This window comes from Sphingobacterium sp. UBA2610, from assembly GCF_002339225.1.
Taxonomy (GTDB): Bacteria; Bacteroidota; Bacteroidia; order Sphingobacteriales; family Sphingobacteriaceae; genus Sphingobacterium; species Sphingobacterium multivorum.
Genome location: NZ_DDKA01000028.1, coordinates 134614 through 149162, shown reverse-complemented (window position 1 = coordinate 149162; position 14549 = coordinate 134614). Strand labels below are relative to the sequence as shown.

General features: G+C 39.8%; 9 protein-coding genes. 4 read left to right on the top strand and 5 right to left on the bottom strand.

The features are described 5' to 3' along the window. Positions 1-94 precede the first annotated feature (94 nt). The 3 genes from B4Z47_RS20135 to idi all read left to right on the top strand — a co-directional run bounded on the left by B4Z47_RS20135 (position 95) and on the right by idi (position 2646). Positions 95-637: an NUDIX hydrolase gene (locus B4Z47_RS20135; protein ID WP_286727753.1), complete on the top strand. Its 543-nt coding sequence runs from the start codon at positions 95-97 to the stop codon at positions 635-637. A 79-nt stretch (positions 638-716) separates the two neighbouring features. Further along, complete coding sequence (locus B4Z47_RS20130) at positions 717-2030, top strand: nicotinamide mononucleotide adenylyltransferase (protein WP_201639933.1); 1314 nt, start codon at positions 717-719, stop codon at positions 2028-2030. A 76-nt stretch (positions 2031-2106) separates the two neighbouring features. Further along, the gene (gene idi, locus B4Z47_RS20125; protein ID WP_286709763.1) at positions 2107-2646 is read left to right on the top strand and encodes an isopentenyl-diphosphate Delta-isomerase; all 540 of its coding nucleotides are present in this window, start codon (positions 2107-2109) and stop codon (positions 2644-2646) included. Between the two features lie 72 nt (positions 2647-2718). On the opposite strand, the gene B4Z47_RS20120 is transcribed toward idi, so the two are convergent. From B4Z47_RS20120 to gcvP, 3 genes are all read right to left on the bottom strand, one after another. Beyond that, the gene (locus B4Z47_RS20120) at positions 2719-3546 is read right to left on the bottom strand and encodes an N-acetylmuramoyl-L-alanine amidase (RefSeq protein ID WP_286709764.1); all 828 of its coding nucleotides are present in this window, start codon (positions 3544-3546) and stop codon (positions 2719-2721) included. A gap of 226 nt (positions 3547-3772) precedes the next feature. Then, entirely contained in the window at positions 3773-4429 is a 657-nt protein-coding gene (locus B4Z47_RS20115; protein ID WP_286709765.1) for a hypothetical protein, read from the bottom strand. A 206-nt stretch (positions 4430-4635) separates the two neighbouring features. After that, the gene (gene gcvP, locus B4Z47_RS20110) at positions 4636-7509 is read right to left on the bottom strand and encodes an aminomethyl-transferring glycine dehydrogenase (RefSeq protein ID WP_286727752.1); all 2874 of its coding nucleotides are present in this window, start codon (positions 7507-7509) and stop codon (positions 4636-4638) included. 574 nt (positions 7510-8083) lie between these two features. On the opposite strand from gcvP, the gene ctlX reads away from it, so the two are divergent. Further along, positions 8084-9034: a citrulline utilization hydrolase CtlX gene (gene ctlX, locus B4Z47_RS20105; protein WP_112375186.1), complete on the top strand. Its 951-nt coding sequence runs from the start codon at positions 8084-8086 to the stop codon at positions 9032-9034. A gap of 141 nt (positions 9035-9175) precedes the next feature. Here ctlX and B4Z47_RS20100 read toward each other — a convergent pair whose 3' ends face one another. Together B4Z47_RS20100 and bshC are read right to left on the bottom strand one after the other, a co-directional pair. Next, positions 9176-12355 (bottom strand): TonB-dependent receptor, encoded by a 3180-nt coding sequence (locus B4Z47_RS20100; protein WP_115046080.1) that lies wholly within the window; start codon positions 12353-12355, stop codon positions 9176-9178. Between the two features lie 292 nt (positions 12356-12647). Further along, positions 12648-14237, bottom strand: a complete 1590-nt coding sequence (gene bshC / locus B4Z47_RS20095) for a bacillithiol biosynthesis cysteine-adding enzyme BshC (protein ID WP_112375184.1) — start codon at positions 14235-14237, stop codon at positions 12648-12650. Between the last annotated feature and the right edge of the window lie 312 nt (positions 14238-14549).

Genomic DNA, 14549 nt, shown 5'->3' with positions numbered 1-14549 from the left:
TAAAAGAAAACTTAACGGATACTGCAGATTATGTCGATGTGCAAACTGTTTTGGAAGAGAAGGTTGACCGCATCATGAAAGATATTGTAGGCTAATGGACAAGTGGAAACTATTATCCTCTGCATATATCTGTAAAGAGCCTTGGGCCACGCTGCGCAGAGATACTTGTGAGCTTCCGGATGGACGGATCAATGATCATTATTACGTACTGGAGTATCCAGATTGGGTCAATATGATCGGAATCACTGAGCAGAACGAGCTTTTGGTCATTAAGCAATACCGCCATGGAGCCGGCATTATTGCATTGGAGATTCCCGCAGGGACAACAGAAGCGGGAGAAGATCCTAAAAATGCCGCTGTGCGTGAAATGCTTGAAGAAACAGGCTATCAATTTGATCAGATTGAAGAGATCGCCACACTTTATGCCAATCCGGCGACAAGTGGCAATATCACTTATACTTATCTGATGACAGGCGGCAAAAAAGTTCAGGAACAGGCATTGGATGAACATGAGGAAATCGATGTCTATCGTATACCGCTTGAAGAAGCGAAAAGGATGCTACTGGACAACAAATTCAACCAGGCACTCCATGCGAGTGCGCTATTCTATGCTTTTAATAAATTAGGCTTGTTATAAAACAAGCCTAATTTTATTCTGTTTTTTTCATTCATACTTTTAATTTTCACTAGCATGCTGATTTTTGTACCTTTGCGTCATGGCAAGAGAAATTTTTGAAACCAAACGAAAGGCCCTGAAAATAAATCTGAACCCAGAGATTTATGGAACCTTTGCAGAAATCGGTGCTGGACAGGAAGTCGCACGTAACTTTTTCAACGCAGGAGCAGCATCAGGCACAATTGCTAAAACAATGTCGGCTTACGACATGGCTTTCAGTGATGCGATTTATGGTGAAGAGGCTGATGGTCGTTACGTCAGCAGAACACGTTTAAAGAAAATGCTCTCCCATGAATTCGATCTTCTTACCCAACGGCTTCATGGCGATAAATACTGCAACAAAAAATTCTTTGCCTTTGCAGATACCGTAACAACGCTCAATTTCACGAAGACAAATGAACCTCATGGCTGGATCGGACTTCGCTTCCAGCATGAAGTGGGAGGCCCTACAAATGATATTATTGTCCATGTAAGACTGCTAGACAGCGACAACCAATTACAACAAAAAGTTTTAGGTATCATTGGTGTTAACCTGTTATTTGCAGCTTATTATTATACAGACAATGTGCAGACCATGATCGAATCATTGGTCGATAACCTTTCTGTTGGTTCCGTTGAGATTGACCTGGTTAAATTAAACGGACCGCTGTTTGAAAACGTCAACCAACGTCTCATCAACTTATACCTGATCGCAAAGGGATTTGCTAAAGCCGCAATATTCCAGCCTGATGGCAAAGCAGTACAAATCAAAGATTATCTGTACAAAAAGAACATTATTTTACTTCGTACCAAATACCGTCAGAAATCCCTTCCAAACTTTGATCTCTTCAATCTTGCCGTTGAACAGTTCAAAAAAAATACGGGTGCAACTGACGCAGACACCATTGTATTAATTGAGGTGCTGATGGGAAATGTCCTGGAAGACACGCATGAAATTACAGGTGAGGACCTTCAGGAATTTGCTTCTAGAGCTGACGAATTATGTGCAACAGGCAATAATATTATCGTTAGCAACTTTAGAAGAAATAATCATTTAGCAGAGTTTATAAGCAACTTTAAGCCCAAAAACATTGGAATTGCAACCAACGTTTACAATTTAAAGAACATTTTCAATTCAGATAATTATAATAAAGAGCTATACACAAATGAACTCCTTTCCTATATCTCTGGAATGTTCAACAAAAATGTGAAACTCTATGCATATCCTTATCTCTTGAAAAAAGAAAATAAGATTATTACGACGCACAATATGCCCGTTTCTGAAGAAGCCAAACCTTTGTTTGAATTCTTAATTAAAAACGGCTATATCATCGATATTGAAAATTACGACGAGAAATTTGTAAAAACCGTATAAGCAAATCGTCTGCAAAATTTAAATTCATTATCTAGCCCAATTTTCTTAAATTGGGCTATCTTTATTTTTATGCCTTATGACGCAAGAAAATGTAATCCTGGTTGACAGCAATGACAATATGATTGGTAGCATGGAGAAATATGAAGCCCATGAAAAAGGGCTATTGCACCGTGCTTTTAGTGTATTTTTGTTCAATGATCAAGATGAATTACTGCTGCAACAAAGAGCTTTAAGTAAATACCACTGTGGCGGACTTTGGACCAATAGCTGTTGCTCGCATCAGCGTCTGGGAGAAACTAACGTAGAGGCCGCCAAAAGGCGCTTAATGGAAGAACTGGGCATTACAGCAATGGACCTTCAAGATACCTTCTCGTTCGTTTATAAGGCTCAATTTGACAACGGACTTACGGAGCATGAATTCGATTATGTCTTATTTGGAAAATTTAATGGAACTCCAGAATTTAACGAAGAAGAAGTTGCCGAAACAAAATACTTGAATCGGCAGGAAATTCAAGATGCAATACAACAGGCACCCCAGCAGTTTACGCCCTGGTTCAAACTCATCTATGAACGTGCTTTTGATACGTATTTCAGTATATATAAAAACAAATTATAACGGTCATATACCATACAAAAAAGATCCTGCCTTTTAAAAAGCAGGATCTTTTTTCTTTCGTTTGGTGAAGCACTATAAGAATTTTTTATAGATGGAATAAAGAATCTTAAGGTCATTCTCTCCCATGAACGCTGTATTTACGTCCTGCTGAATGTAGTGAATCTTAAATGCTTTTATTGCTGCATCCAGGTTACTCACATCGTATCCGATGATACGTAATGCCATTTTCGGATTAAAGTCTGCTGGCGGCGTCTCTAAATAGTCCTCATACCAAAAACCGAATCCTTGATCAGCCAGTTTTTTCCAAGGAAAACGTGATGGATCGTTTTTTCGAGTTGGTGCCAGATCCATATGTCCAATAAAATTTGCCTGCGGAATTCTATAAGTCGTTTTTAAATAGGCCAGCAACTGCGTCAAGGCATTTATCTGTGCATCAGTCCAAGGGTCAGTGGTCCCATTATTGTCTAGCTCAATGCCAATAGAAGAAGAATTGAGGTCCGTATCATTGCCCCATTTCCCCAACCCTGCATGATGCGCACGATAGAGGTCATTGACCATCTGCACTACTTTCCCATCCCGACCGACCACATAATGGGAGCTTACACCTGCTTTCGCGGAATGAAATGTACGGATGGTCTGTCCCAAGGAATCCTGTGCTGTATGATGAATAACAACAAAATTGGGCTTACGGATACCGAAATTAATCGAGGCGATCCATTGTTGATCTTTGACATTCACCTTCTCCAATTGACCGGTAACAGGCGATTGTTTATAGAGTTTTGACAATTCTTTTGCTTGCTTCTTATATACCTTTTCAGTCTTTGCGTATTTCCCCCCCGCACAGGACGCAAGCAATGCTGTCGCGACAAGAAGATTGATTGATAATTTTACAATTTTCATAACGAAATGTTTCAACGCAAACTAAAGCAAATTTGCCAACAAAAGCAAATTTATTAAGTCCATCTTATTGTCCGGGATATTTTCCAAACGCTCTTTTCTCATGCATATGTGGGACAATGTTGGTTGTTAAACTGGGACAATACAGTTTTAAAAAAAGCCCAAACCAATGTTTGAGCTTTTCCCTATCAACTATGCATTTCTTCTTTATAGAATAATTACGTTTTTATTATTTTAGTGCGCTGAGGTTTAATTTTGGCAAAAAACCTTTTAGCTCGTCCAGGCTATACCCATTTCCCCGAAGGGTAATTAAATAGCGATCTTTCTCGAGATAACTTATTTCGGAATTTTTCGCCGTTGAGCCTTCCACTCCTTTGCTATCCGTTGTTTTTGCCCGTTTGCCTTCAAACTCGCCAGTTTTTTCTATTTCAGTATCTGTAATTTTCTCTGAATCTACCATGAAGCCCATTTGCGCTAAGCCCACGATTGCCGAAGCTGTCTCGCCCGCCCCATCAATAATATTGACTTTAATTTCCTTTTGGTTATCTACAGTATATGTCGCCTCTCCAGATACAACCTCTGCCCCATACATGGATCCGCCAGAATAGGAAGTTCTTTTTAAACCATCTAAGCTTTCCGGTAAAAAAGCCTTCAACTCTTCCGAACTTAATGGTTTTTCGGATTTAAGTTTGGCTTGAAGGTCTTCCAATTTTTTTGCTCCATCACTCAGGTTATCCAAGTTGGATACTCCTTTAACTACATCCGAAATCCCAGCCTCTTTCTCCTTAGCATCTTCACTCCCTTCACTGGATTTGCTGTTGCCGCAGCTCGCGACCAAAAGGCCCAGTCCTAAGAGAACAGGCATTACTTTCCATTGTCTTTTCATGATTATCAGTTTTAATTAAAACGCCAAAAAGAACAAAATAATATAATTAATCTAAATTTTAAAATCTGTTTGTATACGATCCTTCGACGGTAAAGTTTAACCAGAGTTCCATTCTATTTTTCTTTTACCCATGCACCTGAACAGATTGCACAAAAAAAGGCCCCTATACGAATATAGAGGCCTTCATTATATTATAGCTACCGAGACTATGCTTCGGCGTACTCTTCAATAGATGGACACGAACAAATCAATGTACGGTCACCTTGAGAGTCGTTTACACGACCTACCGAAGGCCAGAATTTCCGTTCTCTTACATACTCCAATGGGTATGCGGCTGTTTGACGGCTGTAAGGTCTATCCCACTCGTCTGCGGTTACAACCGAAGCAGTATGTGGTGCATGTTTCAGTACATTGTTAGCTTGATCTACCGCTCCTGCTTCAACCGCTGCGATCTCTTCACGGATAGCAACTAATGCATCACAGAAACGATCCAATTCAGCCTTAGACTCTGATTCAGTAGGCTCAACCATCAATGTTCCTGCAACAGGGAAAGAAACAGTTGGTGCGTGGAAACCATAATCCATCAAACGTTTTGCAATATCTGCAACCTCGATACCAAAGTTTTTGAATCCACGGCAATCTAAGATCATTTCGTGTGCACAACGTCCGTTAGTACCTGAATAAAGTACTGGATATGCATTTTCTAAACGCGCTTTAATATAGTTTGCATTTAATATTGCTGTTCTTGTCGCATTTGTCAAACCTTCACCACCCATCATTGAAATATAGGCATGGGAAATAAGCAAGATCGATGCCGAACCAAATGGAGCTGCAGAAACAGCAGAGATACCCTCTTCACCAGAAGTCGAAACCACTTCGTGATTAGGTAAGAAAGGAACTAAGTGTTTCGCAACACCGATAGGTCCCATACCTGGACCTCCACCACCGTGAGGAATACAGAATGTTTTATGGAGGTTCAAGTGACAAACATCGGCACCAATATGCCCTGGGCTTGTCAATCCAACCTGTGCATTCATGTTCGCACCGTCCATATAAACCTGACCGCCGTTTGCATGAACAATTTCACAGACTTCAATGATCGACTCTTCAAATACACCGTGTGTAGAAGGATAAGTCACCATCAGTGAGTTCAAGTTTGCAGCATGTTCAGTCGCTTTCGCTCTTAAATCTGGAATATCGATATTTCCTAATTCATCACATTTCACAACGACCACTTTTAAACCTGCCATAGAAGCAGAAGCCGGGTTGGTTCCGTGTGCAGAAGCAGGGATCAAACAGATATTACGCCCATGATCACCACGGCTCTCATGGTAAGCACGGATAACCATCAGACCAGCGTACTCCCCTTGTGCTCCTGAATTTGGTTGGAAACTCATCTTCGCAAAACCAGTGATCTCAGACAACCAATCGTTCAATTCGCCAATCATTTGCATATATCCAGAAGTTTGATCTGCAGGAGCAAATGGATGCAAACCACCAAATCTCGCCCAAGTAACTGGTACCATTTCGGCTGTAGCATTCAATTTCATCGTACATGACCCCAATGGAATCATCGAGTGGCAAAGCGATAAATCTTTTGCTTCCAAAGATTTGATATAGCGCAACATCTCATGTTCAGAATGATAGCTATTAAAGTTTGGATGTGTTAAGTAGGCAGAAGTACGTACTAAATCGGCAGGAATTGAAGAACCTAAATTCTCTTCCAATGCATCGAAATCTACGTCATTCAATGTTTTACCTTGAATTTTAGCAAATACTTTGACAATTGTCTTGATATCTTCGTATGTCGTTGTTTCGTCGATAGCAATTGAAACTTCCGAACCATTGTAATAGAAGTTTAATTCGTTATTTAATGCTTCAGATTTCAAAGCACCAGCATGACCACCTAAGTCTACACGTAGTGTGTCAAAATAAGCTGCATTCAATTGCGTATAACCCAATGATTGTATTGCTTGATCCAATAGGTTGGCCAATGCATTGATACGTGATGCTATATTTTTGATTCCTTCAGGGCCATGGTATACGGCATAGAAAGAAGCCATAATCGCTAAAAGAGCTTGTGCAGTACAAATATTTGAAGAAGCTTTATCACGGCGGATATGCTGTTCACGAGTCTGCAAAGCCATACGCAATGCATACTTTCCATTTGAATCGGAAGTAACACCGATGATACGACCAGGGATATTACGTTTAAAGCTGTCGCGTGTCGCAAAATAGGCTGCATGAGGACCACCAAAGCCCATCGGTACACCAAAACGTTGCGAATTACCAACAACAACATCTGCACCCCATTCTCCCGGAGGCGTTAATAATGCTAAGCTCATCAAATCTGCCGCCGCACACACGGTAATATGCTTACTGTGAGCTGTAGCCGCAAATGATTTATAATCGACAATGGAGCCATCAGCAGCAGGATATTGAACAAATGCAGCAAATACATCGTCTGTTAATTCTGATTCAGCAATAGCCGCAATTTTAAGCTCGATACCAAAAGACAAAGCACGGGTCTTCAATACATCAATCGTCTGCGGATAGGCATTGTTCGACACCAAGAAAACATTAGCATCTTTATTTTTCCGAGCTGAATAAAGCATAAACATGGCTTCAGCTGCAGCCGTAGCTTCATCCAACAAAGAGGCATTGGCAATTTCTAAACCTGTGAAATCACAAATTACAGTCTGGAAGTTCAATAAAGCTTGTAACCTACCTTGTGCAATCTCCGCCTGATAAGGCGTATACTGCGTATACCATCCTGGGTTTTCAAATACATTGCGTTGAATGACGCCCGGAAGGATTACATCGTAGTAACCTTGACCAATAAAAGATTTAAAAACTTTATTTTTCTCAGCGATTTCCGCAATACGCTTTAAATAGGCTACCTCAGACAATGCTTTGGGAAGATTTAAAGGCTTTGGAGCACGAATTTGAGAAGGGACCGTTTGGTCAATAAGCTGGTCAATTGACGAAACGCCTAATTTAGCCAACATTTCATTCGCTTCAACTGGACTTGGGCCATTGTGGCGACTTTCGAATTTTTCTTGGAAGTGTATATTGCTCATGTGTGCAAAAAGTTAACGCTTATAGATAGTTAGCGACATAATAATTAGGCAATTAACTCTCTTATAAACAGTCGTTTTTTGGATGAGCAAAGATAGCAAAATAAATGACTGAAAACGAAGCAAAAAAGTGGATAAAAAGTCAGTTTTACTGAGCCACCGAAATGCAATCGATTGTCTTTGTCAATTAATTTTTGGAATAACCTCAAACATACAAGTTGTTCATTATAAATATAACAAACAATACAACAATCGCTTGCCACAATTTTAAAAAAGATAGGGTTATCTGCTATTTCACCCACGCATTTCTTTCATTACTTCACTATTCTTTTTTGCAATGCCAATGAATTTTCAATAAATTAGTATATGTACCAATTGTAAAGTGACTTCGAAATAACGATATACACTTTTTTGCTAAGAACAACTGATATCAAGGGTATGTTGCGATCAGAAATCTTAACAAAGAAAACATTATCCAGCTAGGGAAGCATCTCTTTTGACAAATGTAAATTATCACAAAAAACGAATATCATTTCTTTTTAACGAATATAAAACAGCGAAGTAACGATTATAAACCATGAGAAAACAGGTAACAGACAGCGTTCTTTTAGTAAGACCCTCTGTCTTCCGTAAAAATGAACAGACTGCGGTCAACAACTTCTTCCAAAAGGATATCGAAAATCTCAGTACAGAAGAAGTCAACAAAGAAGCGCAAGGAGAATTTGACGCGCTAGTAAATGAATTGAAGTCACATGGAATTTTGGTGACTGTCATTCAGGACGACGAAAAATCAGAAAGCCCCGACAGTATATTCCCCAATAATATTGTCTCCTTTCATCAGGATGGAAAAATAATTTTCTATCCTATGTTTGCTCCAAATCGTCGAAAAGAACATTTATTGGATTTCGAAGGGCCATTGAAGCAAAACGGTTATTATGTAAAACTGACTAAGGATCTCAGTGAAGCCGAAAACAATAAACAATATCTGGAGGGCACTGGCGCACTCGTTTTGGACCGTGCGCACCGTATAGCCTACTGTGCATTATCCGAAAGGGCGGACAGAAGTATGCTCGATGAATATTGCAGAACTGAAAACTATACACCTGTTGTATTTCACGCCTTCCAAACTGTCCATGGAGAGCGGAGACCTATCTATCACACCAATGTGGTGCTAGCCGTAGGCGAAGACTTTGCTATCTTATGTCCGCAGGCAATTGACGATCCCGCCGAGCTCAAAACCCTGCTGAAAAGTTTGAAAGATACAGGCAAGGAGATCATTGAAATCAACGAGAACCAACTCGAATCTTTTGCGGCAAACTGCCTCCAAGTGAGAAACAAATATGGGAATCGGTTTATTGTCCTGAGCAATCAGGCTTTATCCTCATTGACTTTATACCAAACAGCGCAATTAGAAAAGCATGGCAAAATTATTCATCAGGATCTTCATGTTATCGAAACATGTGGTGGCGGAAGTGTGCGTCACATGATGGCCGAAGTTTTTCTTCCGAAAGAAAAAGTCCTTGTATAGCGATTAAAGATCTGCCTACAAACCCTATTGCATGTAGACCTCGATAAGCTTAGATCTAATGAATATAAAAGACGAATCCCTCAAAACTATTGCTTTTGAGGGATTCGCCATGAAAAGTGTATTTTATATCGTTTTATGTGATTAGAACGAATACCTTAATCCCAATTGGAATTGATAAGGGTTACCCGAAGGTGATACAATTCCAGAGTTGTTTACATTATAATTAAACTGCTGTTTCGTAACATCAAAAGGCACCAATTTCTCTCCCGCGGCATCCTTTCCGCCTAAAGCATATAGATTTTGATTACCCAAAGACTCATTTACGCCCCAAGTCTTCTTAAATAAGTTGGCAACATTGAAAAGATCTCCCGATACCTCCAATGCATGGTTTTTATATAAATTGAATTTTTTAGCGATTCTAAGGTCGATCAAGCCATAAAAACCATTCACTCCACCATTACGCTCAGCTATTTTACCTTGATATTTTTTAATAAAATCTTTAAGGCTCTGACTCGCTTCTGGATTATTCAACAAATTATTCAATCCAGTAATCAGCTGTTTTGACGTATTGGGATTATTGGGATCAAAGATAAAGGCCAGATCATTGTCCCCAGCAACAAAGTCTCCATTTATATTTCCGCCGGCCAACAAACTGTATCGCGTACCGCCAATACCGGAGTACCGTACTCCCACGCTGACACCATAAAATGTTGGTAAAGTGCCATAGATCACAATCTTATTGCGGAATTGATTGTTCGAATAACTCATCTTGCTAAAATCGCGCGGATCATCTTTTACTGCCAAAGATAAGGTCGCTGTATTCGCCACGTTTCCATTGAAAGAAGTATTATCTTTCGCATCATTCCAGGTATAGCTAACCGATATAGATCCATCTTTGTAATATTGATAACTTGCATCCAATACGACTGCAAACTGATTCACTTTTCCTTCAGAGTTCAATTCTAGTACGCGGCCGAATTTATTGGAAATCCTTCCTTTTTTCCAATCCGGAGCCCCATCAACAATCGATGCCGCAGGAACAAAAACTCCCCTATTGTCTTCATTCGCTAATCTGAAGAACGGATCTTTCACCATATTACGATCCACATACATATAGTTATTACGCCCAAGATTCATATACCCTGAAAGACTCGCTTTTAACTTTTCGGTAAAGAAATGCGTATAAGATACATTTGCCTTGTAGACTACTGGAATTTTAGCGTCGGGTCCATAGGTATTGATCGTAGGTACTTGAAACTGCGCCAATGTTGGTGTTGTTAACGGGTCCTTTCTATAGCCCACAAAATTAGGTGTAGGTACATCATTACCTCGGACATCAACCGTCGCAAAATGCTTACCGTCAAAAGTCAAGTTATTGATGGTCATATAATTGTTAATATCTGAAGCGAAAACACCTGCTCCTATCCGGAAAAAGTCCTTTCGTTCTTCATTCACATCCCAAGTCATCTGGAAACGCGGCTGTACAACAAAAGATTTCAATTTATGATCTGTACGTACCCCAACTTCTTTCAGCAATTCTTCATTCAAAGGAGAGGTTGGATAATGACCATAATCCAATCGTAATCCCGCAACTAGATCCAACCCCTGTGCCAACTTGGTCTGTAACTGACCATATGCACCGGCATTGAATATCTTACCGACCACAGCTGGATCACTTACCAAAGGAACTTCACGATAATAAGCATATGGCTTCATGTCGTCAAAGTTTTGCATGGCTGTCTTTCCATCACTCGGCCTAAAGTGAAAGCGTCCATTGACCTCACTTCCATAAATCGAGTTTGCATGGGTATACATCAAGTCGACCCCAAAGGTATAATTGATATTATCGGTACTGTAATAGATATTATTAACAAGCTGAAATACATTATTTTTAAAAGATTCCTGTGCAAAACGATGTCCGCCCAATTGCAATGTGGTCTTTTTATCTTCTCCAGCGACCTTAGATACTGCATCCTCTACAATTGCACGGGGAATATTTTGACTAGGTAAAAGATCTCCTGGACTACTTTTTTGATAGGTATAGAGATGTTGTACTTTCAATTCATTTGTTACCTTAGGTGAAATAGTCGTACGCAAAGTTGCCAATAGACTGTTATCAATGTTTTTATCATTTCCGTAAGATTCATACAAGGTAATTGGCTTATTATCCTGTAATCCCAACTTATTATTATCACTTGTAAAGTTATTTCGGATCGTCAATAAGTTTTTCTCATTAATTTGCCAGTCAATTCTTCCAAAAATCGCGTCAGACCCTCGCTTTTTATCAAAAGCGCCATATTGACGTTCATTGCCCAATCCATACTTGTTACGTCCAATATTAACAAACTCATCCAAGGTGGCATTAGTAACATTAAATCTCTTCTCGTCGGCCTCAGAATTGATATCCGCAATAATCAGTGGGCGGGCATCCCGTTGATGATCCCATGCAACAAAATAATGCAATTTGTCTTTAATGATCGGACCGCCCAATGTAAATCCATATTGATAGGTAGAAAAATCATTGCTTCGTTTGTTTCCTCTGATATCGTAGGGACTGGACAACCAATCGGCCCTTGAATAAAGCCAAGCGCTTCCGTGCGTTTGATTTGTTCCCTGTTTGGTCACCGCACTAACGGTTCCGCCGCCCGCTCTTCCGTAGGTTACGTCATACTGGTTGGTGACCACTTTAAATTCCCGGACTGCTTCTATCGAAATGGAGAAAGGTGCGCCGCTACGGCTGGTTGTCGAACCTGCAGAAGTCGGATTTTTGGCATTCATACCATCGATGGTAAAATTGGTAGAAGAGCCCAACTGGCCACCGATATTATCTCCCTTACTCAAAGGAGACAAATCCATTAGCGACGTAAAATTCCGGCCGTTGACAGGCAACTTCGCGATATCCCTGGCTGTAACCGCGGTAGCGGCACCTAGATTTTCTATTTTATTCTTCAGCGTACTTATTCCTGTTAATTCAATAGTTTCCAATACATTCGACGTGTTTTGAATAGGAATGGTCAAGCGTACAATATCACCCTGATTTAAATTAAATCCCGAACGAACTTGTTCGCCATAACCTATATAAGTTACTTTGACGGTATAGGGACCACCTAAAGGCAACTCCTTAAAGTTGAAATCACCATTTGCATTGGTTGAGGTCTTCGTTGTGAAACCGGTCGATTCATTCCGTACTTCGATGGAAGCACCATGAACCCCTTTGTTGTTCTCGTCCGTAATCTTTCCGGAAAACCCGGCTTGGGTCGTTTGTGCGTACAACCCTGTTCCAAGTGCGATGGCACACGTTGTAAGTAGAAATTCTTTCATTTAGTTGTTGGTTGTGATAATGAAAGCAAAACTACATCGGAACTGTAAACAGGAGCTAAACGAAATATTATGAAATTATAAACAAAGCATTTCAACGTGTATATAAACAAAATGAAACTTCTTTAGGAAAAAAAGACAATATCGGAAAAGGCAACAAAAGTATTTTAATATAGGGATAGAAATATCCCGATACTGCAAACATCATGATTTAGCAGACAGTAACAAAAAGAACGCAAACTGAAAATTCTTTCTGGCCAATAATATCACAAAAAAGTCAGCCGAAGCTGACTTTCTAATATAAAATTGTAAACTTAAAATCCAATGGATTAAAGTACTTGTAAAGGTCCCTAAAGAGGCTATCACCATATTTGACATAAAGCAAAGCGAAATTTTCAGAGCGCTCCTGCAGTCCTCCACCCGGAAAAAGCTTTTCCTTCACGTTATCAATATCCGTTAAAGCATGCTGATGGTTCCGCTTCTCAGCTTTCATCAGCTTTTTCTCCAAATTATTGATCGCTTTCTTTAACCTTGCTTTTACGGCTTCAGTGCTAGGACCCAAACTTGGATCTATTTTATGAGTTCTTAACCTTATCTTACCAAAAATGGCGTTCAGCTCCATCCATTCGTCATTGAGATTCAGTCGTTCTTTGGTATGACGTCGAACATACTCTTTTTTCAGCACTTCTGCCGGCCGAAAAATACTCTTAAATGTAAGATCAACACGAAACAACTTAGCTGCAACGTTGTCCTCGGTAATCATTGCTGAGTTACGAGGGATCAAAATTGGAAAATCTACCTGATATTGGTCAAAGTTGGATTTTAACTGCATCCAATAGACCATTTCGGCGCCACCGCCAATATAAGCAAGATTGGGAAGTATAATTTCTTGATACATCGGCCGCATGACCACATTTGGACTGAAACGCTCTGGATAACGCTCGATCTCCTGCTCCAGCTCTGCTTTGGTAAAATAAATATGCTGGTGCAATACTTCGTATCGGCCGTCAGCAGTCAGTACTAAACGCTCTCTAAATTCGTCCGTCAAATAAAAGAAATTAATCTCACGGGCATGCACTTGGGTAGAGAAACCATTTGATTCCAACTCTTCCGATCGCGCTGTTATTGCCTTAAAGCTTTTTTCAGAGAAGATATCTTCCTTAATAATTGGCTTGAACAGTTCCTTCAATTCCCGGTCATCTGCATCGACGATCAAAAGACCGTAAGACTTAAACAACTCATTGACCATATACCGTGTTGCATCTGCTAATCGATCATGGTTCAAATAGGCTTCTTCTACAATGCGTGTCAGCCTGGTCGAATTTTCGGAAAGCCCTAAAATATTGGTATACTGCTTCACAGCATCAACGATTGTTGCGGTATCCATTCGCCCCGTAGCAGAAACAGCAGGAGTATCCCAAGCAATTTTCTTACCGAAGACTTTGGTGTGGTTGATCTCTTCAAAATCATGATCTTCGGTTGCCATCCAATATACTGGAATAAACGTTTTATCAGGATGCTTGGCATGTAAATCTTCAGACAAACGTATTGCCGTCATGATTTTAAAAATAAAATATAAAGGCCCTGTAAAAATATTGAGCTGATGCCCAGTTGTAATGGTATAGGAATTTTGGTCGAGCAACAGTTCTATATTGGCCGCTACAGCAGGAGAATCCTTTAATAGTTCGCCATATTGTTTTTTAAGACGCTCAACAAGAATTTCCCTGTGTTCAAATTTCTTCTTTTCGTTCAATTGCTTTTCAAAACCAGCCCAGGTAGGCCAATTCCCAACAAAAGGTTTTAAGGCTTCATCATGTGCCAAATAGGCTAATAAAGTCTTGGAGAAGCTATTTGTTTCACTATATTCAATATAAGTTGCCTTCATCTGCAAATTTTATTAATTATTCTCTATTCTTAATTGATAACGAAAATCCCCCAAAGCAACCTGACATGGCAGTGAATCTTTTCCGTTAATAGAACCTATTTTCAATTTCAATCAGAAGGCTGATTCATCCTGAAACTACAGGCTTTCTTGAATCTGATTTTAAACGGCTATAGATTGTTTAAAATGGGGATTGTACGTTTACAAATGTATCTAGTTTGCCCCGACAAAATAGTGAATTTTCACAAAAAGCTTGTCCCGCTTTTAAATTATATCATTTTACTGACAATTGCCTATAAACAAACGGGCCTCCCT